Origin of the sequence: Stenotrophomonas sp. C3(2023), from assembly GCF_032911385.1 — a bacterium.
GTDB lineage: Bacteria > Pseudomonadota > Gammaproteobacteria > Xanthomonadales > Xanthomonadaceae > Stenotrophomonas.
Genome location: NZ_JAWJLO010000001.1, coordinates 1,356,482 through 1,381,854, shown reverse-complemented (window position 1 = coordinate 1,381,854; position 25,373 = coordinate 1,356,482). Strand labels below are relative to the sequence as shown.

The 25,373-nt window shown below is 67.4% G+C and carries 20 protein-coding genes; 5 read left to right on the top strand and 15 right to left on the bottom strand.

What is annotated here, in order from left to right; all coding sequences use genetic code 11:
* Positions 1–284: 284 nt before the first annotated feature.
* From RZA67_RS06035 to nudE, 6 genes are all read right to left on the bottom strand, one after another.
* Positions 285–722, bottom strand: a complete 438-nt coding sequence (locus RZA67_RS06035) for an NfeD family protein (RefSeq protein ID WP_317211731.1) — start codon at positions 720–722, stop codon at positions 285–287.
* A 1-nt stretch (position 723) separates the two neighbouring features.
* The gene (locus tag RZA67_RS06030; protein ID WP_317213920.1) at positions 724–1,668 is read right to left on the bottom strand and encodes an SPFH domain-containing protein; all 945 of its coding nucleotides are present in this window, start codon (positions 1,666–1,668) and stop codon (positions 724–726) included.
* Positions 1,669–1,739: 71 nt separating this feature from the next.
* Entirely contained in the window at positions 1,740–2,063 is a 324-nt protein-coding gene (locus tag RZA67_RS06025; RefSeq protein ID WP_317211729.1) for a YnfA family protein, read from the bottom strand.
* Positions 2,060–2,827 (bottom strand): nucleoside triphosphate pyrophosphohydrolase, encoded by a 768-nt coding sequence (mazG, locus tag RZA67_RS06020; RefSeq protein WP_317213919.1) that lies wholly within the window; start codon positions 2,825–2,827, stop codon positions 2,060–2,062. Before mazG ends, RZA67_RS06025 begins: the two co-directional genes overlap by 4 nt.
* A 65-nt stretch (positions 2,828–2,892) precedes the next feature.
* The gene (gene cysQ, locus RZA67_RS06015) at positions 2,893–3,726 is read right to left on the bottom strand and encodes a 3'(2'),5'-bisphosphate nucleotidase CysQ (RefSeq protein ID WP_317211728.1); all 834 of its coding nucleotides are present in this window, start codon (positions 3,724–3,726) and stop codon (positions 2,893–2,895) included.
* A 22-nt stretch (positions 3,727–3,748) separates the two neighbouring features.
* Positions 3,749–4,297: an ADP compounds hydrolase NudE gene (gene nudE, locus RZA67_RS06010; RefSeq protein ID WP_317211727.1), complete on the bottom strand. Its 549-nt coding sequence runs from the start codon at positions 4,295–4,297 to the stop codon at positions 3,749–3,751.
* A gap of 207 nt (positions 4,298–4,504) precedes the next feature.
* Between nudE and RZA67_RS06005 the strand changes: the two genes are divergently transcribed.
* Complete coding sequence (locus RZA67_RS06005) at positions 4,505–5,242, top strand: 16S rRNA (uracil(1498)-N(3))-methyltransferase (protein ID WP_317211726.1); 738 nt, start codon at positions 4,505–4,507, stop codon at positions 5,240–5,242.
* A gap of 224 nt (positions 5,243–5,466) precedes the next feature.
* Here RZA67_RS06005 and RZA67_RS06000 read toward each other — a convergent pair whose 3' ends face one another.
* The 3 genes from RZA67_RS06000 to RZA67_RS05990 form a co-directional block, all read right to left on the bottom strand.
* Complete coding sequence (locus RZA67_RS06000; RefSeq protein WP_317211725.1) at positions 5,467–5,922, bottom strand: surface-adhesin E family protein; 456 nt, start codon at positions 5,920–5,922, stop codon at positions 5,467–5,469.
* 132 nt (positions 5,923–6,054) lie between these two features.
* Positions 6,055–6,429 carry a hypothetical protein gene (locus RZA67_RS05995; protein ID WP_317211724.1) on the bottom strand — a complete coding sequence of 125 codons (375 nt, stop codon included), beginning with the start codon at positions 6,427–6,429 and terminating at the stop codon, positions 6,055–6,057.
* A 501-nt stretch (positions 6,430–6,930) separates the two neighbouring features.
* A complete protein-coding gene (locus RZA67_RS05990; RefSeq protein ID WP_317211723.1) occupies positions 6,931–7,500 on the bottom strand; it encodes a single-stranded DNA-binding protein in 570 nt (189 codons plus the stop codon).
* Positions 7,501–7,875: 375 nt separating this feature from the next.
* On the opposite strand from RZA67_RS05990, the gene RZA67_RS05985 reads away from it, so the two are divergent.
* Positions 7,876–8,925: a LacI family DNA-binding transcriptional regulator gene (locus RZA67_RS05985; RefSeq protein ID WP_317211722.1), complete on the top strand. Its 1,050-nt coding sequence runs from the start codon at positions 7,876–7,878 to the stop codon at positions 8,923–8,925.
* 50 nt (positions 8,926–8,975) lie between these two features.
* Here the strand turns inward: RZA67_RS05985 and RZA67_RS05980 are convergent, their stop codons facing one another.
* Positions 8,976–11,627: an excinuclease ABC subunit UvrA gene (locus tag RZA67_RS05980; protein WP_317211721.1), complete on the bottom strand. Its 2,652-nt coding sequence runs from the start codon at positions 11,625–11,627 to the stop codon at positions 8,976–8,978.
* Positions 11,628–11,789: 162 nt separating this feature from the next.
* Here RZA67_RS05980 and RZA67_RS05975 point away from each other — a divergent pair, with 162 nt between their 5' ends.
* Positions 11,790–13,181, top strand: coding sequence for an alpha/beta fold hydrolase (locus RZA67_RS05975; protein ID WP_317211720.1), 1,392 nt, complete (start codon positions 11,790–11,792; stop codon positions 13,179–13,181).
* Here the strand turns inward: RZA67_RS05975 and RZA67_RS05970 are convergent.
* From RZA67_RS05970 to RZA67_RS05950, 5 genes are all read right to left on the bottom strand, one after another.
* Positions 13,173–13,694: a DUF6622 family protein gene (locus tag RZA67_RS05970; RefSeq protein ID WP_317211719.1), complete on the bottom strand. Its 522-nt coding sequence runs from the start codon at positions 13,692–13,694 to the stop codon at positions 13,173–13,175. The two genes, RZA67_RS05975 and RZA67_RS05970, sit on opposite strands and share 9 nt — an antisense overlap.
* Positions 13,695–13,858: 164 nt before the next feature.
* The gene (locus tag RZA67_RS05965) at positions 13,859–14,242 is read right to left on the bottom strand and encodes an SseB family protein (protein ID WP_317211718.1); all 384 of its coding nucleotides are present in this window, start codon (positions 14,240–14,242) and stop codon (positions 13,859–13,861) included.
* Positions 14,243–14,366: 124 nt separating this feature from the next.
* Positions 14,367–16,082: an alpha-amylase family glycosyl hydrolase gene (locus RZA67_RS05960; RefSeq protein ID WP_317211717.1), complete on the bottom strand. Its 1,716-nt coding sequence runs from the start codon at positions 16,080–16,082 to the stop codon at positions 14,367–14,369.
* Entirely contained in the window at positions 16,082–17,569 is a 1,488-nt protein-coding gene (locus RZA67_RS05955) for an MFS transporter (protein ID WP_317213918.1), read from the bottom strand. The genes RZA67_RS05960 and RZA67_RS05955 overlap by 1 nt, the downstream gene beginning before the upstream one ends.
* A gap of 11 nt (positions 17,570–17,580) precedes the next feature.
* Positions 17,581–19,779, bottom strand: a complete 2,199-nt coding sequence (locus RZA67_RS05950) for a Six-hairpin glycosidase-like protein (protein ID WP_317211716.1) — start codon at positions 19,777–19,779, stop codon at positions 17,581–17,583.
* Between the two features lie 231 nt (positions 19,780–20,010).
* On the opposite strand from RZA67_RS05950, the gene RZA67_RS05945 reads away from it, so the two are divergent.
* Together RZA67_RS05945 and RZA67_RS05940 are read left to right on the top strand one after the other, a co-directional pair.
* Positions 20,011–22,065, top strand: a complete 2,055-nt coding sequence (locus RZA67_RS05945; protein ID WP_317211715.1) for a glycoside hydrolase family 97 protein — start codon at positions 20,011–20,013, stop codon at positions 22,063–22,065.
* A 179-nt stretch (positions 22,066–22,244) separates the two neighbouring features.
* Positions 22,245–25,007, top strand: coding sequence for a TonB-dependent receptor (locus RZA67_RS05940; protein ID WP_317211713.1), 2,763 nt, complete (start codon positions 22,245–22,247; stop codon positions 25,005–25,007).
* Positions 25,008–25,373: the final 366 nt, after the last annotated feature.

The window sequence follows — 25,373 nt, the reverse complement described above, 5'->3', positions numbered from 1 at the left end:
TCCCTATCGGTTTTTAATTTAATTTTTTACGGTGCCCCGCACTCGCGCCGAGTTAACCAGGGGGGGGGGGTTTGGGGTTGCGGGGGTGTGGGAGCCCTGGATGGGCGGACACAAGCCTCCATGGACGGATTTACGGCGTCCCCCGCGAACCCATCCCGCCCGGCCTCCCCACGAACCGCTGTAGCTGTTGCTGTTGCTGTTGCTGTTGCTGTTGCTGTTGCTGTTGCTGTTGCTGTAGCTGTTGCTGTAGCTGTTGCGTAGCTGTAGCCGGTGCCACGAGGGGCTCAGCCGCTCGCCGCCTCCACCACCAGCACCGTGCCCTGCACCGCCACCACCCTCACCAGCGTGCCCACCGGCAACACCGGCCCCTGCACCTGCCAGGACGCATCATCGATGCTCACCCGACCCTGCCCGTTCTCGCTGCCGCGCGTCAGCGGCACCACCCGCCCGACCAGCTGCTCGGCGCGCCGGTTCAGCAGCGGCGCATCACTGGCCCGCGCACGCGGACGCCACCACGTGCGGTAACACTGGATCGCCACCACGCTCAGCACCACAAACGCCACCACCTGCCACAGCAGATCGATGCCCGGTACCAGCGCCACGATCAGGAAGACCGCCGCCGCCCCGATGCCGATCCACAGCATGAATGCACCCGGCGCCAGCGCCTCGGCCGCGAACAGCAACAACGCCAACGCCCCCCAGCCGACGACCTCCCAGCGCATGTCAGCCTCCCAGCCGCGGCGGCGTGCGGGTGGATTTCTCCTCCTGGCTGGCCAGCGCCTGCTTGGCCAGCTCGGCCACACCGGCAATCGAACCGATCACGCCACTGGCCTCCATCGGCATCAGCACCAGCTTCTGGTTCGGCGAAGTCGCCAGCTCCTTGAACGCTTCAACGTACTTTTGCGCGATGAAGTAATTGATCGCCTGCACGTCGCCTTCGGCAATGGCCGCCGACACCACCTGGGTTGCCTTGGCCTCGGCCTCGGCAAGACGCTCGCGCGCTTCGGCATCGCGGAATGCCGCCTCGCGACGGCCCTCGGCTTCCAGCACCGTGGCCTGCTTCTCGCCATCGGCCCGCAGAATCTCGGACTGACGCGACCCCTCGGCTTCCAGAATCTGCGCGCGCTTCTCGCGCTCGGCCTTCATCTGCCGCGCCATTGCATCAAGCAGATCGCGCGGCGGCTGGATGTCACGGATCTCGATGCGGTTGACCTTCACCCCCCACGGGTTGGTGGCATGGTCCACCACGCTCAGCAGCTGCGCATTGATCACCTCGCGCTGGCTCAGCGACTCGTCCAGATCCATCGAGCCGATCACGGTGCGGATGTTGGTCTGCACCAGCGCGATCATCGCCACTTCCAGGTTGGCCACCTCATAGGCAGCCTTGGACGCATCGAGTACCTGGAAGAACACCACCCCGTCCACGCGCACGGCCGCGTTGTCCTTGGTGATCACTTCCTGGCTGGGCACGTCCAGTACCTGCTCCATCATGTTCACCTTGCGCCCTACCCCGTAGACGATGGGGATGAGGAAATGCAGGCCGGGGCCCATGGTGTGGGTGTAACGGCCGAAACGTTCGACCGTCCACTCGTAGCCCTGCGGCACCATGCGCACGGCCTTGAACAGGATCACGATGGCCACAAAGGCCAGTACCACGGTGAAGAACATGGTCGGGAACACAGGCTTTCCTTATCTGCAGACGTCCAGTCCGCAGCATACCCCGCCTGTGCCGCAGGTGGTCAGGCCGTGCGCGGGCCGAACATGATCACCATCATCCCGGCCAGGCAAAGGCCTACGCCCATCAGGTCCCAGCGGCTGGGGCGGATGCCGTCGACCAGCCACAGCCACATCAGCGCCGAGCCGATGTAGACACCGCCGTAGGCGGCGTAGACACGACCGCTGGCCGTGGGGTGCAGGGTCAGCAGCCACGCAAACAACGCCAGACTGGCGGCGGCCGGCAGCAGCAACCACGCACTGCCGTCGCGGCGCAGCCACAGCCAGGGCAGGTAGCAGCCGACGATTTCGGCCAGCGCGGTCAGCAGGAACAAACCGAAGGTTTTCACCGCAGGCGGGCCTTGGCCTGCTGCCACAGCGCTTCCTGCGCCTCCAGGCCCAGCGTCTCCAGCGCCGTGCCCGCAGTGGCAGCCTGTGCTTCCATGTCGCGGAAGCGCTGCTCGAATTTTAGATTGGCGCCACGCAGCGCGGCACCCAGGTCCACCTGCGCGTGCCGGGCCAGGTTGGCGCAGACGAACAGCAGGTCTCCCAGCTCTTCCTGCAGCCGTGCCTTGTTGTCGGCCACCGCGCCGCGCTCGAACTCGGTGCGCAGCTCGGCCAGCTCTTCGGCCGCCTTGTCCAGCACCGGCAGCGGGCCGGGCCAGTCGAAGCCGACGCGCGCCGCGCGCGATTGCAGCTTCACCGCCCGCTGCCATTCGGGCAGGCCGGCGGAGATGCCGGCCAGTGCCGAGGTGTCCCGCTCGCCCTTGGCTGCGCGCTCGGCTTTCTTGATCGCATCCCAGTTGCGCATCACCCCGTCGGCGCCATCCACGTCGAGCTGGGCAAAGACATGCGGGTGGCGGCGGATCATCTTGTCACTGATCGCGCGCGCCACATCGGCGAACGCGAACGCACCCTGCTCTTCAGCCATGCGCGCATGAAACACCACCTGCAGCAGCAGGTCGCCCAGCTCATCGCACAGGTCATCGAGGTCGCCGCGGTCGATGGCATCGGCCACCTCGTAGGCTTCCTCGATGGTGTAGGGCGCGATGGTGGAGAAATCCTGCTGCAGGTCCCACGGGCAGCCGCTGCCGGGCGTGCGCAGCTGCGCCATGATCGCCAGCAGGCGCCCGAGCTGCGCGCTCGCGTCTTCCCTCTCCGTGCCGGTGCACTCGTCGATCACGCCGGTTCCTCGTCGGTTGCGGCCGGTGGCAACCAGTCACGCCACGGCAGGTGGGTATCGCCCAGGGCGATGAAATCTTCGTTCAACAGGGTGGGCCGCCGGTTATAGCGGAACGGCTTGCCGCTGGCCGCCGAGAGCACCGCGCCGCCGGCAGCGTGCAGCACGCACTGGCCGGCCGCGGTGTCCCATTCGGACGTCGGCCCCAGTCGGGGATAGACATCCAGATCGCCCTCGGCAATCCGGCAGAACTTCAGTGACGAGCCCTGCGCCACGGTTTCAATCGGCCCCATGCGCTCCAGCAGCGCGGTAGTGCGCGCCGAGCGGTGCGAGCGGCTGGCGGCCACCCGCAGCGGCGCCGCCGCCGGTGCCCGCGTGCGCAGCACGGTGTCATGCAGCCCCTGCCGCCGGTAGGCCTGCTCACCGCGCATGGCGTGCCAGACCAGGCCGGTCACCGGCGCCAGCACCACGCCGAAGGTCGGTGCGCCCTGGTAGATCAGCGCGATGTTCACACTGAACTCGCCGTTGCGCTTGATGAACTCACGGGTGCCGTCGAGCGGATCGACCAGCCAATAGGCGCCCCAATGACGCCGCGTTTCCCAGTCGGCATGCTCGGACTCCTCCGAGAGGATCGGCAGGTCCGGGGTCAACTGCGCAAGACCGCGCGCGATGCACGCATGCGCGGCCAGGTCGGCCGCGGTGACCGGGCTGTCGTCGTCCTTGATCGTGACGTCAAAACCGCTGGCGTAGACCTGCATGATGGCCGCCGCCGCTTCGTGGGCGATGGCGATCACCGTTTCCCGCAGGTCGGTGGTCAGGCGAGCGTGAGTCATCGTGCGTGTGTCCGCAGGAGGCTCACGCACCACCTTCCAGCCACTGGCGCGCGATGAACAGCGCGGCCAACGAACGCCCTTCGGAGAAATCCTCGCGCAGCATCAGCCTGTCCAGTTCGGCGATCTTCCACGGCACCACTTCCAGCTCTTCGGGCTCATCGCCGACCAGCTTCTCCGGGTACAGGTCGCGCGCCACCACCAGCCACGACTGATGGCTCATGTAGGTGGGGGCCAGGGTCATGGCGCGCAGCACATCCAGTCGGCGCGCGCCGTAGCCAGCCTCTTCCTTGAGTTCGCGGTCGGCAGCCTGCACCGGGCTTTCGCCTGCGTCGATGCGCCCCTTGACCAGCCCCAACTCATAACGGTGCACGCCAGCGGCGTACTCGCGCACCAGCAGCACCGTCTCGGCGTCGAGCATCGGTACCACCACCACCGCGCCATGGCCGCGGCTGACCAGACGCTCGAAGCGGCGCTGCGCGCCATTGGAGAACTCCAGGTCCAGGTGTTGGCGCTGGAACGGGCCGTTCTCCTCGTCCTCGATGCGATGGATGATCGGCAGCGGGCGCGTCACGCGGCAACTCCCGTCAGGACCGATAGAATGATCACAGGCAGCATCTTGTTCATGAACGGGAAATGCTAGCAGAGACGGCTGCGGTTGGGCTGCACCGGCACGCGCGCCGCTGTCCATACTGCAGCGTCTTCAACAAGGGCAGGCGCTGCCCGATGATTTCTGAACCTGTTGCCGGTCACTGCGCCGGCCCGCACCCTGAGGCTCCGCATGCGCATCACCCGCTGCCCCATCGACGTTCCGCTGCAACCCGGCCAGACCCTGCTGCTGCCCGAAGAGGCGGCCAATCACCTCGCCCGCGTGCTGCGCCTGCGCGAAGGCGATGCCTGCGTGTTGTTCAACGGCGACGGTCACGACTACCACGCCACCCTGCTGTCGGCGGGCAAGCGGGAGGTGAGCGTGCGCATCGAACGTGCCGAAGCGCTGCAAAACGAGTCGCCGCTGCCGATCCTGCTGCTGCAGGGCATCGCCCGTGGCGAGAAGATGGACCTGATCCTGCAGAAGGCCACCGAACTGGGCGTGGCGCAGATCCTGCCGGTCAACGCCGAACGTACCGAGGTGAAGCTGGATGCGGCGCGGGCGGAAAAACGCGTCGCGCACTGGAACAACGTGGTGCAGTCGGCCTGCGGCCAATCCGGGCGTGCGCGCATTCCTGCCGTGCACGCACCGCAGTCGCTGGCAGCGGCAAGCGCAGCGTTGCCTGCGGACACCCTGCGCCTGACGCTGGACCCGCAGGGGCAGCACCGTTTGTCCACCCTGCAGCCCGCCCCGGCCGGTGGCATCGTGATTGCCATCGGGCCGGAGGGCGGCTGGTCCCCCCGCGACCGCGACCAGCTCGCCGCGGCCGGCTTTCAGGGGCTGCAGTTGGGCCCGCGCGTGCTGCGCACCGAAACGGCCGGCCTGGCCGCCATTGCCGCCCTGCAGGCACGCCTGGGCGACCTCGGCTGAACCCGCATCGGGCTGGGCGCTGCCGGGCACCTCATCATCGCGCACCCATGTAGTGCCGGGCTCTGCCCGGCACCTCACGCCTTCGCTGGACCTCGGCAGCGGTGCAGAGCCCCGCTCTACACGCCACCCGACACCTTGGACGCGGAAACAAAAACCCCGGCAGGCGGGCGGCCAGCCGGGGTTCTGGTGACAGGGCCAGTCAAGCCATCAGCACTGTCACGCGATCATTGACTCTCGCAGACCGCGCTCATCACCGCAGCATTGCGCGTACCGGGGTTCACCGGCACCGGCGCCAGCGGCGTCATCTCCCCGCCCAGATACACATTGTCCGCACTGATCTCATTGCTCTTCAGATGCGCCACCGTGTGCTGGCGGCAGTCATAGCGCGACTGCACGTCCATGTAGCGGGTATGGGGGTGAACCTTCAGATCATCCGGAATACGGTCGAGCGTGGTGCGGATCCACACGGTCACCGTGTCGCCATTGCGCTGCGGGCGCTGCTGACGGTCAATATAGGTTTCGGCCTCACCGTCGGTTCCCAGGTAATACCAGCGCGCATTGGACTTGCCGCCGGTCGCTTCGCCCGCAGCAGGCTTGTCTGCTGCGTTTGCGGCCAGTGCGGCCAGTGCCAGGGTCGCCCCGAGCAGGGCCCCGGCGTATTTCTTCCCAACGTTCCTCATGGATGTACAGCTCCATTTCTTGCAATAGACAGAATCAGAATTATGCCGCAGTGCAGCGTTCGGTTTCGCGCAACGCATGAACACGAGTACTGCTTCGTTGTGGCACATCAGCGCGCTGTGAAACCACGACCGTTATTGCGCTGCGCGTGACAAGGCAACCACCGACTCGGCCTGCACCTGCGCCAGCGCACCCACCAGCGCACGCAGGTCGCGCCGGGTCAAGCCCTCCAGTTCCTGTCGACAGCCGATCAGATCGACCACCGCACTGCGCGCCGCCACCAGATCGGCGCTCTGTTCGCGCAAGGGCCACTGCGATTCGCCCACGAGGGCAAGCAGCATCGCCAGATCGTCGCGGCCGACCGCCGTGATGGCTTCGGCGGGCGCCAGCAGTTCGGCCAGCGCACGCAGCGCCGAGGCGACCTGTGCGCACCGGTCCAGCGCGCGATGCAGGTCGGGATCAGTCAGAGGAGAAACCGCAGAACGGGAAGAGACAGGCGCTGCATGCATGTGCATTCCTCGAAGGCAGCCGAAGGGGCCACCCTGGAAGCCAAGGCGGACGGGTGTCTTGCTGCTTCGGGCCGCTAAACCCGGTTACCGATACGTCGGCAACGGCGGCAACGCTACGTAAAACCCTCCACCAGCGTCAAAACCGAACGCCGTACTCGCCGTTGAAGCCCACAACCATGATCAGGCGCGGCTTTGCTGGCTGGAACAGTCTTGTCATTTACGACACTGATGATAGCGCGTACGAGCCCGGGAACTGGACCGGGCGCTGGAGCGTGACGACCAACGGTCGTCACCTACCCCTGTCGAAGCCGCCCGTGCCCGATGCCACGCGCGACGCGCCCGGCTTCGGCAGGTGACGACCCCTGGTCGTCACAGCGTTGCCCCGTGCGCACAGCTGTACGGCACCGCTGCGCCCGCCTGTCAGACAGCGCTTGAGAAAAACCCCGGCAAGCGCGCGGCTGGCCGGGGTTCTCTGTCTTTGTTCGCTCTGCCCGCAGGCGATCAGAACGGAATATCGTCGTCAGCAAAATCGTCCATCGGCGGCGCGGACTGTTGCTGCTGCGGCTGCTGGCGCTGCTGGCCGTAGCCGCCGCCCTGGTTGCCGCCCTGGTTGTAGCCGCCGCCCTGGCCGCCACCACGCTGCTGGCCGCCGCCACCGCCGTACTCCTGGCGCGGGGCCGACTGGCGCTGCGGACGATCGCCGCCGTAGTTGCCACCACCACCGCCGCCGCCTTCACCACGACCGCCCAGCATCTGCATTTCATCGGCGATGATGTCGGTGGAGTACTTCTCCACGCCGTCCTGGCCGGTGTACTTGTCGTAGCGGATGCTGCCTTCGACGTAGACCGAGCTGCCCTTGCGCAGGTACTCGCCGGCGATCTCGCCGAGCTTGCCGAAGAACACCACGCGGTGCCATTCGGTGCGCTCCTGCTGGTTGCCATCCTTGTCCTTGCGGACGCTGGTGGTGGCCAGGCTGATGCGGGTGATCGCCATGCCGCCCTGGGTGTACTTCACGTCCGGGTCGTTGCCGAGGTTGCCGACCAGGATGACTTTGTTGATGCCGCGCGCCATAGGTGTGTTCGTCCGTTGTCCAAGGGCAGTCCCGGCCATACTACAGCGGCGTGGTGACCGCTGGAGGCCCGGCTGCCCCGCTGATGGGGGAATGCCAGAACGGGTCAGTCTAGCATTGCACGCCCCGGCCCGAGCGCCGTCCAGCGCCACGCGTGCTGCGGCCGACGCGGCAGGCGAGCCAGACGGCAGAACGACCTGTCCCGCTGCATGTCCAGGTGGCCGCCGACGCCACCCCGGTCACTGACCCGCGCCCGGCGGCTGAGGTGTTCCGGCGCATCGGGCAGTGCCGTGTGGGTCATCGCTGCCCGCCGACACGGCCGGCCCCACCGACGGCCATGGCATCATGCGCACACTGCACCGCGCGCGTTCCGCTCCATGACCATCAAAGGCAAGGCCACTTCGCTGGATATCGCTCACCTGGCCGGGGTCTCCCAGCCCACGGTGTCGCGCGCCCTGCGTGGCAGCCCGATGGTCAACCCGGAAACACGCGCGCGCATTCTGCGCATTGCCCGCGAGCTGAACTACAAGGTCGACAAGAGTGCCTCCAGCCTGCGCCTGCGCAATGCCGGCACGCTGGCGCTGCTGCTGTTCGAGGACCCGACCCCGGACGACTCGCTGATCAACCCGTTCTTCCATTCGATGCTGGGCTCGATCACCCGCGCGTGCGCCCTGCATGGGCGCGACCTGCTGGTGTCCTTCCAGCAGCTGTCCACCGACTGGCATACCGATTACGAAGATGCCAACAAGGCCGACGGGCTCATCCTGCTCGGCTACGGTGATTACCACCTGGCGCTGGCACGCCTGCAGCGGCTGGTGGAACAAGGCACGCATTTCGTGCGCTGGGGCGCCTCGCTGCCCGACCAGCCCGGCGTCTCGATCGGCAGTGACAACTTCCAGGGCGGTGCGGACATCACCACCCACCTGCTTGCGCAGGGCTGCCGCCGCATCGCCTTCCTCGGGCATGCCTCCAGCCACTATCCCGAGTTCCAGGAACGCTACCGCGGCCATGTGCACGCACTGGCCGAACACGGCCTGGCGGCCGAGCCGTCGCTGCAGGTCGATGCCATCACCACCGAGGATTCAGGCCACGCGGCGTGCGAGGCGCTGTTGGCCAGCGGCGCACGCTTTGATGCCATCTGCGCGGCCAGCGACCTGATCGCCATCGGGGCGCTGCGTGCCCTGCGCGCCGCCGCGCGCGAGCGCACCGGTCTGCGCGTGCCGCAGGACATCGCGGTGACCGGCTTTGATGACATTCCGCTGGCCGCTTCGGTTTCCCCTGCACTGACCACCGTGCAGCAGGACACCAAGCAGGCCGGTCAGCTGCTGGTGGAAACCCTGCTGGCGCAGATCAGCGGCGAGCCGGTCGAAGGGCGCAGCATCGCGGTGAAGGTGGTGGTGCGGGAGTCTTCGTTACGTACCGGCTGAGCCGGCGTGGCCAGATGCACTCGGCCGCACCGCCCACGCCCCTGCCCGCTTCAGGCGCTGCGCGACAGCTCCCGCGCCAGATAGGGCGCCGTGCGGCTGTCCTTGGCAGCGGCCACCTGCTGCGGCGTGCCGCTGGCCACGATGGTGCCGCCCGCGCCGCCCGCACCCGGGCCGACATCGATCACCCAATCGGCCTGCGCCACCGCGCGCATGTCGTGCTCGATCATCACCACCGTATTGCCTGCCTCCACCAGCCGCTGCAGCTGCACCAGCAGCCGGTCGGCATCGGAGGCGTGCAGGCCGGTGGTCGGCTCATCGAGCACGTACAGGCTGCGGCCGCGCTGGCTGCGCTGCAGTTCGGTGGCCAGCTTGATGCGCTGCGCCTCGCCGCCTGACAGCTCGGTGGCCGGCTGGCCCAGGCGCAGATAGCCCAGACCGATCTCCTGCAGCAGCTGCAGCGGGCGCGCGATGGGCTCCTGCGCGTCGAAGAAGGCGCTGGCCTCGTCCACCGTCATCTGCAGCACCTCGGCAATGTTGCGCCCCTGCCACTGCACCTTCAGGGTGGCCTCGTTGTAGCGCGCGCCATGGCAGGCAGGGCACGGCGCGTAAACGCTGGGCATGAACAGCAGCTCCACGCTGACAAAGCCCTCGCCCTCGCAGGTGTCGCAGCGGCCCTTGGCCACGTTGAACGAGAAGCGGCCTGCATCGAAGCGGCGGCGGCGTGCCGCCGGGGTGGCGGCAAACAGCTTGCGCACATGGTCGAACAGACCGGTATAGGTGGCCAGGTTGGAACGCGGCGTGCGTCCGATGGGTTTCTGGTCGACCTGTACCACCCGCTGGATAGCCTCCACCTCACCGGCCAGCCGCCCCTGCGTCAGCTCGACCATCGCAGGACCCTCGGCCTGCGCGCCCTCGTTGGCCTCCTCCACCGGCTCATGCCCCAGGTGCAGCAGCATCAGTTCGGGCAATGCCTGCGCCATCAGGCTGGATTTGCCAGAACCGGAGATGCCGGTCACGGCGGTCAGCAGCCCCAGCGGCACCTGGACGTCGACCCCACGCAGGTTGTGGCGATGAATGCCGCGCAGTTCCAGCCAGCGCGTCGCACTGCGCTGGCGGCTGGCCGGTGCGGGCACCTGGTCGAACAGATAGGCGGCCGTGCGTGACTCCGGCACGCTGCGCAGACCTTCCGGCCTGCCGCTGAAGAGCACGCGGCCGCCGTGCTGGCCGGCGTCGGGCCCCACGTCCACCAACCACTGCGCACGGCGCATCAGCTCCAGGTCGTGCTCGACCACAAACACCGAGTTGCCACCGTCGCGCAGCCGCTCCAGCGCGTCGTACAACGCCTGGCTGTCAGCCGGGTGCAGCCCGGCCGAGGGCTCGTCGAGCACATACAGCACGCCGAACAGCAACGAGCTCAGCTGGGTGGCCAGCCGCAGTCGCTGCAGCTCGCCAGCAGAGAGTGTGGGCGTGGCACGGTCCAATGAAAGATAGCCCAGCCCCAGACCACGCAGCTGTTCGATGCGCGCCATTACGCCACTGGCCAGGCGCTGCGCGGCAACGCGTTTTTCTTCTGAAAGGGCCGAGGTGAGCCGCACATCCGGCGCACCGGCGTGGGTCGGGCGGCCACTGGCCGCGCGCCTGGCCCGGTCATCGCCGGTAGCGCGTTTTCTGCCTTTCGCGCCGCTGTGGTGCGCGCTGAAATCACCACGCGCGATGGGCTCCAGCAGCGCGGCCAGCTGATCGAGCGGCAAGCGCAGGAACTGCCCTATGTCGATGCCGGCAAACGTTACCGACAGCGCCTCGGGCTTGAGGCGTTTGCCATGGCAGGTCGGGCACAGCTGGCCCTGCATGTAGCGCGCCACGCGCTTGCGCATCAGCGCGCTCTGGGTGTTGGCGAAGGTGTGCAGCACATAACGGCGCGCGCCGGTGTAGGTGCCCATGTAGCTGGGTTCGAGCTTGCGCTTGAGCGCGGCGCGGGTTTCGGCAGGGGTGAAGCCTGCATAGACCGGCACGCTGGGCGACTCCTCGGTGAACAGAATCCAGTCACGGTCCTTCTTTGGCAGCTTTTCCCAGGGAATGTCGATGTCGTAGCCCAGCGTGACCAGGATGTCGCGCAGGTTCTGGCCATGCCACGCCGGCGGCCAGGAGGCGATGGCACGCTCGCGGATGCTCAGCGAGGGATCGGGCACCATCAGCGCCTCGGTGACCTCGTATACATGGCCCAGCCCGTGGCAGGTGCCGCACGCCCCTTGCGGGGTGTTGGGCGAAAAGTCCTCGGCGTAGAGCATCGGCTGTCCCGCCGGATAGGCCCCTGCGCGCGAGTACATCATCCGCACCAGGCTGGAGAGCGTGGTGACACTGCCCACCGAGGAACGCGCATTGCTGGCACCGCGCTGCTGCTGCAGCGCCACCGCCGGCGGCAGGCCATCGATGGCATCCACGTCGGGTACGCCGGCCTGGTCGATCAGCCGTCGCGCGTAGGGCGCCACCGACTCGAAGTAGCGCCGCTGCGCCTCGGCGTAGATCGTGCCAAAGGCCAGCGATGACTTGCCCGAACCGGACACGCCGGAGAACACCACCAGCGCATTGCGCGGAATGGAGACATCGACGTTTTTCAGGTTGTGCTCGCGCGCGCCGCGCACTTCAACGCAGCCAAGGGCTGCGGCAGCACATGAGGCTTCACCAAAGGACGGGTTGGACATGCGTGCGCTCCTGCCGGCTGCAAGCGGCACGCCTGGAGGGTGCCCGGCCGTGCAGTGTGGCCGCTGCCGGGTGAAATGCGTGAGGACATTCAATCGGCCCGCGGCTGCCGGGTGACTTCCGGCATGCGCCAGCAGTCCCTGCTGCGATCATCGTAGCGGCTCATGAACGCCAGGGGATGGCAGATGGGTCGTAAAGCGTTGTGGGCGATGATACTTCTGCTTTCTCCGATGATGGCGCTGGCCGCCAGGCCGCAGGTGATGGCCTGCCCCGACGACCCATCGCCGCTGCTGCGCGGCGCGCACTGCGCGACGGTGGAGGTGCCGCTGCGCCATGCCGAAGCGGACGGCGAGGCAATCACGTTGTTCGTGCGGCGCATTCCGGCCGACACCGCCGTCGCCCACCGCGGCGAAGTCTGGCTGCTCTCCGGCGGTCCGGGTGAGGCCGGCGCATCGCTGTACCCTTCCATCCCGACCTACCAGAAGGCGTTTCCCGGTTACGACCTGGTGATCCCCGACCACCGTGGTACGGGCCGGTCAACGCGGATCTGCCCGGCCGAGGAAGCCCCTCAGAGCCCGGAGGGCACCGGCCTGGCCGGGAGCGAGTGGAGCTCGTGCATCGGCTCGATGTACGCAAATCTGCCGCGCACCTCGGCCTTCTCCATTACCGAGGCCGCGCACGATCTGGGCGTACTGATGGCCGGCGCGCACGAACGCGGACAGGTGCTGCTGTACGGCGTGTCCTACGGCACCCAGCTTGCCCTGCGTGCGCTGCAGGTCAACGAGTTGGCGGTGGACGGTCTGATCCTCGATGGTCTGGTACCGCCGGAAGCCACCGACATCTGGGACCTGAGCCGACGCACGGCGCTGGTCGATGACGTTGGCCGCCAGAGTCTGGATGCCGCCAGCCTGTCCCGTTACCGGACGCTGCTTACGGTCAAGGATGCAGCGTGGCAGAAGGACGTGCCCGGCGGTGACCTGCGGCGCTTCTTCGCCGCACTGCTCAGTTTTCCCGCACTGCGCGAGCGCATGCCGCAGATCATAGCGGGCCTGGGCGACGGCGATACCACCGCCTTGACCGCTACCGTCGGCGATTGGCACGCGGCACTGGCGGCACTGGGCCAGAGCGGCGACAACCAGCCCGCGCTGCCCTTGGTGATGCTGGTTTCAGCCTCGGAGAACAACGCGCGGCCAGCGCTGACCCAGGCCATGGTCGATGAGGAAGCCCGGGACGCGCTGTTCGTCAGCCCGATTCCCGGCCTGCTGGTCGGCGGCACCGTTCCGCGCTATCCGCGCGATGCCTGGTTCGGCAAAAGCCCTCAGCGCCTGCCGCGCACGCTGGTCGTGCACGGTACGCTGGACCCGAACACCGGCTACGCCAGTGCCCGGCAACATGCAGCGATCCTGGCCCGGGCGGGGAGTGTGCAGTTCCATACCGTCGAGCGCGGTGCGCACCTGCTTCCGCTGGTGGCACCGCACTGCTTCAGCACGTCCGTGCAGGCATTCGTCGTCGGCGGCACCGCACCGCAGCGCTGTGTCGAGCCCGTTTCAGAGTGACATGCCCTCGGCCGAAGGCACCGCTGCCTGGCGCGACGCCGCAAGGTAGCGGCAGTACTTGCCGATGAAGATGCCGGTCAACAGGCCCGAGGACAGCAGGTAGGCGGCGCTGAAGCCGCCGCTGCCAGCCAGTGCGGGCGATACGGCGAAGGCCACTTCGAAACCGTACTTGACCAGGAAGGTGACCAGCAGCAGGGGCAGCTGGCTGTAATCGGCGCTGCGCCAGAGCGCACCGGTGGACGGATTGATCCGCAGCGTGGCGCGGCGCAGCAGCGCCCAGCCCAGCCCCATGCCGACGGCGATGCCGGCCAGCCATTCGCCCCACGCAGTTGGCGCCGCGCCGTAGCGGGTGCTGAGCGACCAGATGCCCCACACGGTGAACAGCGCCGGCACGATGAGCAGCTTGCCGAGCGCGGTTTCGCCGGGTTTCATCGCGGCGATGCCGCGGGTGATCAGGAAGACAAGAAGCACCCAGACCCAGATCGGGGTCTGCGCAAGCAGTTGCGAAAGCATGAGCGGGAATCCTTGTGCGCGGGAGGCCGGTCAGTCATTGCCGGTCCGTGCTGATGATTCTGGCGATATGACGCCTTGCGACAAGTGACACGTGTCAGCTTGTGCAGGTGCAGACTCAGATGCCCAAACTGGCGCACGTTGCCGGGCAGAGCCCGGCACTACGCTCAGCCGGCGAAGTCACGCAGTATCTCGCCGACGCCACCGGGGGAAATCTCAAAACCCAGCGAGGTACCGGGATTGACCACCACGCCGTACCCGGCCGGCACCCGGTGCAGCACGTCGATCATCTGCCAGCGCAGCTGGTGCGGCGCCTGCTGGGCGTGGATGCCCACGCGCGCCGGGTCGGTGAAGACGGCCACGTGCAGTGTGCCCTGCTTGTCGAACAGCAACGGATCAAAGCCAGTGCCGTCGGGCGTGACCAGGCTGCCGGTGAGCAGCACGACTTCGGAGGCGACGAAGGCCTGCATGAAGGCCTTGATCGGCAGTTCGCCTGCCATGGCCTTGCCCAGCAGGATTTCCAGCGGGGATTGCGGCGGCAGTTCGTTCATCAGGCAGGTCCAGGCAGGGTGTGGCGGCCCATTCTACCTGCGCAGGGTGATCCCATGACCGGGCCGGTGGCGGGACCGGTGACGACCCACGAACGTCACCGGCCAGCCCGGCTACAGCAGGCGCTCAGCGGCCCAGGCGGACGTCGCGGGCGCGCTGGTCCTGCATGGCCGCATCCAGTACGCGCTGCAATGCAGGCTGCTTCACCGGCGCATCGAGCACGAATACCTTCACGCCGTGCGCCGGCACCTCCGTCTCCAGCTGGTTGCGCACCTGCTGACTGCCGCCATCAAGCGCGTCCTGCCAGCGGCCGGCCTGCAGATAACGCTGCACGCGCATCCGGGCCGGCGCATCCCCCTTGTTCAACAGCACCAGCGCGGTCTGCTGGATATCACCGTGCTGCAGAACGCGCAGAAACACGGCCTGGTCGCCCTGCAGGCGTTCATTGACCTGCAGGCCGCGCTGCAGCGCAGGGGTGCGCTGGCGCAGCGTGGCAATGCGCTTGAGCGGGCCGAAGATCGGGCTGGTCGGGGCAGCGTCCACGCGCTGCTGGCCGAAGTAGGCGCGGTTGCCGGCATGCTCGGCGCGCCCGCGCATGAAGCCGGTCTCCGAGCCGTAGTAGAGCACCGGAATGCCGCGTGCGGTGAACAGCCAGTTGTGCGCGTCGATGAAGCCGGCATCGCTGGCCTGCAGGCGCGGCATGTCGTGGTTGTCGTAGAAGCTCATCAGCTCGTATGGATTGGCATAGGGCCCGCCCTGCAGGTGCAGCGGTTCGCCCAGCGTTTCAAAGCCCTTGCCGGCCGTGCCGAACACCTGTTCCAGCGCGCCGCGCAGCGGGAAATCGAGCACGCTGACGTTGGCATTGGCCGGCCAGGTATGTTCAGCGATGGTGCCCGCGTCGTAGTCGAAGGCCTCGCCGAACATGAACATGCCCGGATGCTCAGCGCGCATGCGGCGCACGAACTCATGCCACCAGCGGTGCGGCATCCAGCCGATGGTGTCGATGCGCAGCGCATCCACGCCCTGCCCGGCCCACTGCAGGTACGCCCCGACCAGGTACTCCATCACGGCCGGATTGTCCTGGTTGAAGTCGCCCAGCTCGGCCAGGTTGCCGTCGAAGATCGAGCCGTCCTTGCCATCCACCGGGCCCACGTTGTTGTAGAACGCGTGCAGCGGGTTGTGCTGGGGGTCAAGCTGCTGCGGTGGCAGGTTCTGGTGGTCGGCCAGCAGACGGCCCTGCGCATCGAACACCTGGCCAAACTGCGGCTGCGCCTGCGGCATGGTCCACGCCGGCGAGCCATGGTTGCCCACGATATCCAGCACCACCTTCAAACCGGCTGCATGCAGGCCAGCGGTGAGATCGGCGAACTGCAGGTCCTCGCTGGGCAGGTGCTCGTCCACCTTGTAGAAATTGACGCCCCAGTAGCCGTGGTAGCCGGTCTTGCCGCGGTCGGTCAGCGTGCTGGTGCAGCTGATCGGGCGGCTGCCGGTGAACGCCTGGTCGGGGTTGTCGACGATCGGCGTGATCCACACCGCGCCGAAGCCGAGCGCGCGCATGTAGGCAGCGTTGTCGAGCACGCCGCGGAAGTCGCCGCCGAGGTAGCCGATGTTGCCGTCCACCTTGTCCGGGCATGGCACCGGGATATCGAAGGTGGGGTGCGCGCCGCCCTGGTCACGATGGTCATTGCGCGTGTCGCCGTTGACGAAACGATCGGTGACCACGAAATACACCGCATCGCTGGCGAACGGCTCGCGCGTGCCGATGTACTCGGCGCGCTCGGCGGCCAGCGCGGGCGTTGCCAGCAACGCGAGGGAGACACTCACAGCCAGGCACGCACGCATCACACCACCTCCGGTCGGGTCGGAACCCGCAGCACGCACAGCCCGGCCAGCAGCAGGCTGCAGCCGCCCAGCACCAGCACGTGCATCGGCTGGCCGCCCAGCCAGACGCGCAGGGCAAAGCCGAGCGCGCTGGCGGCCACCAGCTGCGGGATCACGATGAAGAAATTGAAGATGCCCATGTACACGCCCATCTTGCGTGCAGGCACGCTGTCGGAAAGCAGCGCATAGGGCAGTGACAGGATCGAGGCCCAGGCGAAGCCCACGCCCAGCATCGACAGCAGCAGCCAGCGTGGATCGTCGATGAACATCATCGAGATCAAACCCGCGCCGCCCAGCCACAGGTTGACCAGATGGCTCCAGCGCAGGCCAATGGCGCGCACCAGCAACGGAATGAGCAGGGCGGCCAGCGCGGCGAATCCGTTGTAGGCGCCAAACAGCACGCCGGCCCAGTTGGCGCCCTCGTTGTAGGCGGCCGATTGTGGATCGCTGGAACCAAAATGCGTGCCGGCTACCGCTGCGGTGGTGTAGATCCACATCGCGAACAACGCGAACCACGAGAAGAACTGCACCCATGCCAGCCGCCGCATGGTCAGTGGCATGCGCCGCAGGTCGCCCACGATGCTGGCCAGCATGTGGGTGGCGGGCAGCACGCGTGCCAAGCCGAGCAGCAGGCCGTAGGCCGTGCACAGACCGGCCAGCACGTACAGCATTCTGTCACCCTGCCGCCACGCGATCAGCGCGGCCAGCAGCAGGCCGCCGATCACCCACGTCAGGGCGGCCATGCGCGCGGGCAGCGAAGCGATCTGCTCGGTCGTGTGGCCGGCGGCCGGTTCTGCATCGTCAAAGCTGGCAAGCTGCTGCGGCGAGTACTCGCGCGTGCTCAACACCGTCCAGGTAATGGCGGCCAGCAGCACGACCGCGCCGAAATAGAACGCGTATCGCACGGTGTCCGGCACCTGCCCGGCGGCGGCGGTGTTGGCCACCCCAAAGTGGGCGAGCAGATACGGCAGCAGGCTGGCGATGATGGCGCCCACCCCGATGAAGAAGCTCTGCATCGCATAGCCGGTGGGCCGCTGGCGGGGGGCCAGCTGGTCACCGACGAAGGCGCGGAATGGCTCCATCGAGACGTTGATCGAAGCATCGAGCACCCATAGGGTGCCCGCCGCGATCCACAACGTGGGCGAGTTGGGCATCACCAGCAGGGCCAGCGTGGTCAGCACCGCGCCGATCATGAAAAACGGACGGCGCCGGCCCCAGCGCGTCCAGGTGCGGTCGGACAGATAGCCCACGATCGGCTGCACCAGCAACCCGGTCAGCGGCGCGGCGATCCACAGCCCCGGCACGTCCTCCATCGTCGCGCCCAGGGTCTCGAAGATCCGGCTGGCATTGGCGTTCTGCAGGGCAAAGCCGAACTGGATGCCCATGAAGCCGAAGCACATGTTCCATATCTGCCAGAACGACAGCTGCGGCTTGGCAGCGCGCTGCATCGGTACAGTGCTCATTGAACCTCCTGCGCGGCGGCTACCGGTGCCAGCAGCAGTGCGTGCACCTGGGCCTGGTTGTAGACACCGTCCGCCCCCCCCTTGCCGCCGGTGTACTGGGCAAAGTGGGTCAAGGCGCTCATGTTGAAACCGGGCCGCAGTTCGATCTCACAGCGCCCGGCGGGCAAGGCGAACTCGACAGCCGTGGAAAGCTGGGCGGCCACGCTGTGCGGCATGGTTACCATGTGCGCGACCACTGGCCTGCCTGCGCAGCTCACCTGCAGCTGTTTCACCGCCGCAGTGATGCCGGTGTTGATCGGCCCGACCGGGTTCTCGTACTCCAGGCGCACGCGCACGCGCATGGGGGCCGATGCCACGTACTGCCAACGCTGACTGCCGGCCATGCGCTGCAGCGGACCCACGCAGTGCGTTGGGCTGTGCAGGGATTCAAGTGCGCCTTCGCGGCGGGTCAGGCTGAGGCAGTGCTGCATCCCGTCGTCGGCAACACGCACCGTACCGCCCTGCGCCTGCAGCGCGCGGCCGTCCTGCCACAGCACGTGGTCCTCGGGCACCGTGACCTGCCAGGCACCGTCCACGCGCAGGGGCTGCGGCGCCTGCGGCGTGCGCGGTGCACGCGCCTGGGCCAGCGCAGCAGCCGGCCGCGCCAGCGGCGAGTCCGACATTGGCGCGGCAACCAGCTGTACGGTGGTCTGGCGGCCGTTTCGGGTTACCGACCCGGCTACCAGCAGCTCACCCTCAAGTGTGGACGGACGCAACAGCACGTAGCGCGCGCCACCCTCCTCCTCCAGCGTGATGCTGTCAGCAGCACCAAACAGCTCCTCTACCAGTGCCACCGGCAGCTTGGGCTGCAGCGAACCGTCGGCCTGCAGACCGAAGATGCCTTCGCGCACCATCGCCAGATAGCCCGCCACCGACCACAGCTGGCGTCTGGAATTGACCACCGGCCCGCTGAGCGTGCCCTCATCGACATGCACCGCCTGGGTGGCCAGCTCGTAGTTCTCCATGTTGGAGCCGGCCAGCGCGGCGCCGCGCATCAGCGAACGCACTTCAGCGGCGATACGCGGGGCGTCATCGAGTTTCCGCGCAGCGCGCAGCGCGTAGGCGCTGACGAACGGCCAGATCGCACGGTTGTGGTAGATCGGCTGCTGCGCCTCCTGCGGCCAGACCACCGGACTGCCCGCCTCGCCGACCGGATAGGCAGCCAAGGCGCGGCGCGCACGCGGCTCGGGCAGCACGCCGGCCAGCACGCCCAGCGACAGGCCCAGCAGGTCGTACTTGGCGTAAGGCACCGGATGCGCAGCTTCGCCGATGTAACTCATGTACTGGCCGGCGTCCTCGCGCCAGAAGGCAGCATCGATGCGGGTGGCCAGGGCGTCGGCCCAGCTCTCATAGCGGGCCGCGCCAGCGTCACCGCGCGCGCGGGCCTGGGCGGCAGCCAGGCGCAGCGCCTGGTAGTGCAGCACGTTGGTGGACAGTGCGTAGGACTCGCCGATGAAGCGCACATCCTCCCGGGTCCACTCGGGATAGGTCTGCTCGCGCCAGTCCAGGAACGAGGTCTCACCGCGGTACAGGCCCATGTCCGCGTCGAACACGTTGCGTCGGTCCTGTTCCAGCGTGCCCTGCAGTGCCTGCCAGGTCTGCGCGGCGAAGGCATGGTCGTCGAGCAGGTGGGCCGCCGCCAGGAACCACACCACACGATCGGTGCTGATCGGCCAGCTGCCACCGGAGCCGGTGTCCTGGGCAACAAACACCCCCGGGCTGCCATCGCGCGCGGTGGAGAGCTTGAACTGCAGGGCCTGGCGCACGCGCTGCGGGTCCAGACCAGCCAGCGCCAGGTCGGCGGCAAAGCTCAGGTCACGGGTCCACACATACGGCCAGCGCGCGCCGGTGTCATAGCAGTCACAAGGCACCGGCTGACCGTGATTGAACGCAGGATCGACGATGGCGGTCACCTGCCCTTGCCGCATCTCCTGCTGGGCCAGCGCGAACAATGCATCGAACAGCACGCTGGCGGTCTGCGTGCGGCGTGACTGTGCGGCGATACGTACATCGCCCTGGGCACTGTGCAGCACAAAGCCCCCTTCGGCGGTGGGGCGGGCCGACGCGGTGCGGGCCTTGAAATCAGGTTCGGCCGCCTTCGCAGGCGCCAACAGAGCGGTCGCGATGGCGGCCGACAGGCAGATGATCTTCAGCATCGAAGCGGCGGACCGGCTCGCGCCCGTACGCCTCCCTCCCTCTATGCACGTTTGCAGGACTCCGCCGGTGCGGCTGACGGGGCGCGGCGGCTCCCTCAAGCCACCTTGCCCGACATGGTAGACGGCGCAGGCCACCGCACCGGCAACTGCATACGTATTCATCGCCAGGGCGGCCCCCGGGCCGGATCGCTCGGCTATGGTCGGCCCATCGCATCACCCTGGGAGGGGACCATGGCATCTGTGTGTTTTCCACGGCGGGCCGGCGTATGGGCCTTGTTGGCGCTGCTCGCCAGCTGGCCCTCGCTGCTGCTTGCCGCCGCGCCGCAGCAGGCGACGGTGAGTTCGCCTTCGGGTGTGCTCAGCGTGCGGGTGCAGGTGGAAGGCGGCACCGCGCGCTACCGCGTGCAGCGGCTGGGACAGACCGTGGTGGACGATTCGAAACTCGGCTTTGAACTGCGCGATGGCCGGCTGGACCGCGACTTCCAGCTGCTTGGGCAGCAGACGCGCACGGTAGACGAAGCCTGGGAGCAGCCCTGGGGTGAGCGTCGGCACAGCCGCAATCATTTCAACGAGCTGACCGTCCAGCTGGTGCAGGCCACGGGCGGCAGGCGCCGGCTCGATGTGGTCGTGCGCGCCTACGACGATGGCATCGGGCTGCGCTACGTGTTTCCGGCCCAACCCGGCATGGACGAAGCGATCATCGACGAGGAACTGACCGAGTTCGCCATCGCGCCCGACTCCACCGCCTGGTGGATTCCAGCCGGCGAGGCCATCCACTACGAATACCTTTACCAGCGCACGCCGCTGGCCGAAGTGCCACAGGTGCATACCCCCATCACCCTGCGCAGCACCGATGGCCTGCACATCGCGCTGCATGAGGCCGCGCTGGTGGACTACGCCGGCATGTGGCTGCGGCGGGTGGAGGGGCAGCGCCTGCGCGCCCAGCTGTCGCCCTCGTCGCTGGGCTGGAAGGTGCGCCGCAGCCTGCCGTTTGCCACGCCGTGGCGCACCGTGCAGATCGCCGACCGCGCCGGTGACCTGGTCGAGTCGGACCTGATTCTCAACCTCAACGAACCCAACGCACTGGGGGATGTGAGCTGGGTGCGGCCGGGCAAGTATCTCGGCGTGTGGTGGTCGATGCATCTGGACCAGGAGAGCTGGGCGACCGGCCCGCGCCATGCCGCCACCACTGCCAAAACCCGCAGGGTCATCGACTTTGCCGCCGCGCACGGGTTTGCCGGTGTGCTGGTGGAGGGCTGGAATCCCGGCTGGGACGGCAACTGGGTCGGCCACGGGTACGACTTCGATTTCACCCGGCCGACCGCTGATTTCGACATCGAGGCGTTGGCCCGCCATGCTGCGGGCAAGGGCGTGCGGCTGGTCGGTCACCACGAGACCGGCTGTGCGGTGGAGCATTATGAAGACCAGCTCGCCGCTGCGCTGGATCTGTACCAGCGGCTGGGCATTGACCAGTTCAAGACCGGCTATGTCTGCGATGATGGTCAGGTCGACCGCCGCAACCCGGCCGGCGGCCCACTGCTGCGCGAGTGGCACGACGGCCAGTTCATGGCCCGCCACCATCTGAAGGTGGTGCGCGAAGCCGCGCGTCGCCAGCTCTCGGTGAACCCGCACGAGCCGATCAAGGACACCGGGCTGCGCCGCACCTATCCCAACTGGATCAGCCGCGAAGGCGCGCGTGGCATGGAGTACAACGCCTGGGGCCAGCCGCCCAATCCGCCCGAGCACGAGGTGAACCTGGTGTTCACCCGCATGCTGTCCGGGCCGATGGACTATACCCCCGGCATCCTCAGCCTCAAGGGCCGCCACGGCCAGCCCATTCCCAGCACCCTGGCGCGCCAGTTGGCGCTGTATGTGGTGCTGTACAGCCCGATCCAGATGGCGGCCGACCTGCCCGAGCACTACATGGCCCATCGCGAGGCGTTCGGCTTCATCGAGGATGTGGCGGTGGACTGGGAGCAGAGCCACGTGCTCAACGGCGAGATCGGCGACTACGTGACCTTCGCGCGCCGCGATCGCAACAGCCGTGACTGGTATCTGGGCAGCATCACCGATGAGAACGGACGGGTGCTGCCGGTGTCGCTGGGCTTCCTTGAACCGGGTGTGCGTTACCGCGCGGAGATCTACCGCGATGGCCCCGGCGCACACTACCAGGACAACCCGTTTGCGTTCGTGCGCGAAACGCGGGAGGTGACCTCGGCAGATGCGCTGACGCTGCAGTTGGCACCCGGCGGTGGCCAGGCCATCCGTTTTGTCGCCCTGCCCTGATCCTTCCGCAGATTGGAAACGATTCCAGCGCCTGTAACGCCATTGAATACGTATGCAGGACCGTTTGCACCGATGACGCGCTGCCTACCATAGCCACGCAGTCAGCGGCCACCGCGCCGCGACCCGCATCACCGCGATGCGGACCACAATCAGACCGGCAACATTGCCTGGGAGGGGATATGTTGAACCACAAGCGCAGCGCGCTGAGTCTTGCGCTGGCCGTTGCGATGTCGCCTGTGCTGGCCTCGGCCCAGACGGCCAGCACCCGCACCGATGAGGACGCCGCCAAGGCCCGTGCCACTGAACTGGACACCGTCCAGGTCACCGGCATCCGACGTGGCATCGAGAGCGCCATCTCGGTCAAGCGCGACGCCACCTCCATCGTCGAAGCCGTTTCGGCCGAGGACATCGGCAAGCTGCCGGACGTGAGCATCGCCGAGTCGATTGCCCGTCTTCCGGGTCTTGCCGCCCAGCGTGTTGCCGGTCGCGCCCAGGTCATCAGTGTGCGCGGCCTGTCCCCGGACTTCGCCACCACGCTGCTCAATGGCCGCGAGATGGTCAGCACCGGTGACAACCGCAGCGTCGAGTTCGACCAGTACCCGTCTGAACTGATCAGTGGCGTCACCGTCTACAAGACCCCGGATGCCGGACTCGTCGGCCAGGGCCTGTCGGGCACGCTGGACATGCAGACCGTGCGCCCGCTGAGTTTTTCCGATCGCGTGATCTCGCTCAGCGGTCGCTATCAGAAAAACTCGCTGGGCAAAGCAGCCGGTGAGGATGCCTACGGCAACCGCATCAACTTCAGCTACGTCGACAAATTCGCCGACGGCACCCTGGGCCTGGCGATTGGCTACGCCCATTCGGACATGTCCAAGCAGGAAAACCAGGTGGGTCTGTACGAGCCCTGGCAGCAGCTGGGCGACAACTGGCGCCCGGGTGTAGCCGCTGGCACCTACTACTCCGACGGCATCAAAGCCCTGCGCCGCACCGGCAATGCCAAGCGCGACGGTGTGATGGCCACCCTGCAGTTCCGGCCCAACAACGCCTGGACCAGCACGCTGGACACCTTCTACACCAAGGCCAAGGAATACGATACCGCCAACCAGCTGGAAATCCATCTGGGCGGCTTCAACGGCGGTTACGATCCGCTGTACCTGACCGACGTGGTGGTCAATCCCAATGGCAGCATCGTCAGCGGCGTGGCGCATAACGTCTATCCGCTGGTACGCGGCATGTACAACCACCGCGAGGACAGCATCAAGGCGTTTGGCTGGAACAACGAGTTCACCGTTGGTGAGGTCAAGCTGGTGGCCGATGTCAGCTGGTCCAAGGCCGAGCGCGACGAGACCAATCTGGAGAGCAACCTGCAGCGCCTGCCGGCGCCGCAGCTGGACTCGGTCGCCTTCAACTTCGGCGGCAAGTTCCCCACCTTCACCCCCGGGCGGGACTATTCCGACCCGAGCCAGCTGTTCCTGGCCAACACCATCTACGGTTCGGGCTACGGCAAGACCCCACACGTGGACGACGAACTGAAGGCATTCAAGCTGGCCGCCACCCTGCCGGCACCGGAAGGTCTGACCTGGTTCTCCGATGTGGACCTGGGCGTCAACCGCGCCGACCGCAGCAAGAACAAGCGCCAGGCCGAGGGCAACATCAACCTCGGCGCACAGGGCATCAGCAGCATCGCCGATGACCTGCAGTACGCGCCGGTCAACCTCGGATTCGCCGGCCTCGGCTCGATTCCCGCCTGGAACGTGCCCGCCGCGGTCGCCCGGTACATGGTGTTCAATCCCACCTATACCGAGAGCTATCTGATTCCCAAACAGTGGACGGTGGACGAGAAGATCACCACCAGTTGGCTGCGTTTCAACATCAACACCGAGATCGGCTCGGTGCCGGTACGCGGCAACATCGGCATCCAGGCCCAGCACGTGGACCAGTCCTCGCGCTCCAACTACTGGGACGGTGGCCAGCCGGTGGGCAGCCAGGTCATTCCGATCGAGCTCGGCAAGAGCTACATCGACATCCTGCCCAGCCTCAACCTGGCCTTCGAACTGCCCGCCGAGAACACCGTGCGTTTCGCCATGGCCCGTCAGGTGGCGCGCCCGCGCGTGGACGAACTGCGCGCCTCGATGGAGTTCGGCGTGGACACCGGCACCGGCATTCCGGGCGCCAGCGGCGGCAATCCGAACCTGGACCCATGGAAGGCCAACGCCATCGACCTGTCGTGGGAAAAGTACTTCGGCAACAAGGCCTATGTGTCGGCGGCCCTGTTCTACAAGGACCTCAAGACCTACATCTACACCGAAAAGCGCGACGGCTATGATTTCACCCAGCAGGTGGACGCCTGGCTGGAAGCCAACGCGATCAGCCTGCCGCCGGGTGTCGTGGTGGACAAGACCGGCACCTACACCGCGCCGTTCAACGGCAAGGGCGGCGTGCTGCGCGGTGCGGAACTGACCGCCTCGTTGCCGCTGGACCTGTTCACCGACGCACTGCGCGGGTTCGGCGTGGTGGCCAGCGCCGGCTTCAACGACAGCGACATCTCCATCCCGCCGGATCCGGCCACCACTTCCAGCGTGGGCACCGGCCCGATCATGCTGCCGGGCCTGTCAAAGCGCGTGTACAACTTCACGGTGTACTACGAGAACAGTGGCTTTGAAGTGCGCCTCAACCAGCGCAAGCGGTCGGACTTCATCGGCGAGATCGGCAACTTCAATGGCGCCCGCACCCTGCGTTACGTCAAGGGTGAGGACGTGCTGGATGCGCAGATCGGGTACAGCTTTGGCGACAGCACCCCGATGGCCGGTCTGAGCCTGTTCCTGCAGGGCAGCAACCTCACCAACTCCAAGTACGAGACCTATGCCGGCAGCAAGGATCGTCCGCTGGAGACGGTGGAATGGGGCCGCAGCTTCCAGATCGGCGTGAACTACAAGTTCTGACCAACCCCTGCCACGTGCCGGCGTTGCCCGGCACGTGGAAGCCCAGCGGGGCAGAGCCCCGCTCTACGCTGCACCGGACGGCTTCGTGGACCGTAGTGCCGGGCTCTGCCCGGCACCTCGCGCTGTGCTGCATCACCCCAGCGGGGCAGAGCCCCGCTCTTCGCTGCACCGGACGGCTTCGTGGCCCGTAGTGCCGGGCTCTGCCCGGCACCTCGCGCCGTGCTGCATCACCCCAGCGGGGCAGAGCCCCGCTCTTCGCTGCACCGGACGGCTTCGTGGCCCGTAGTGCCGGGCTCTGCCCGGCGCCGGGCAGAGCCCGGCTCTACGTGGGGCGCGACCGGGTCGGGCAGCCGGGCAGAGCCCGGC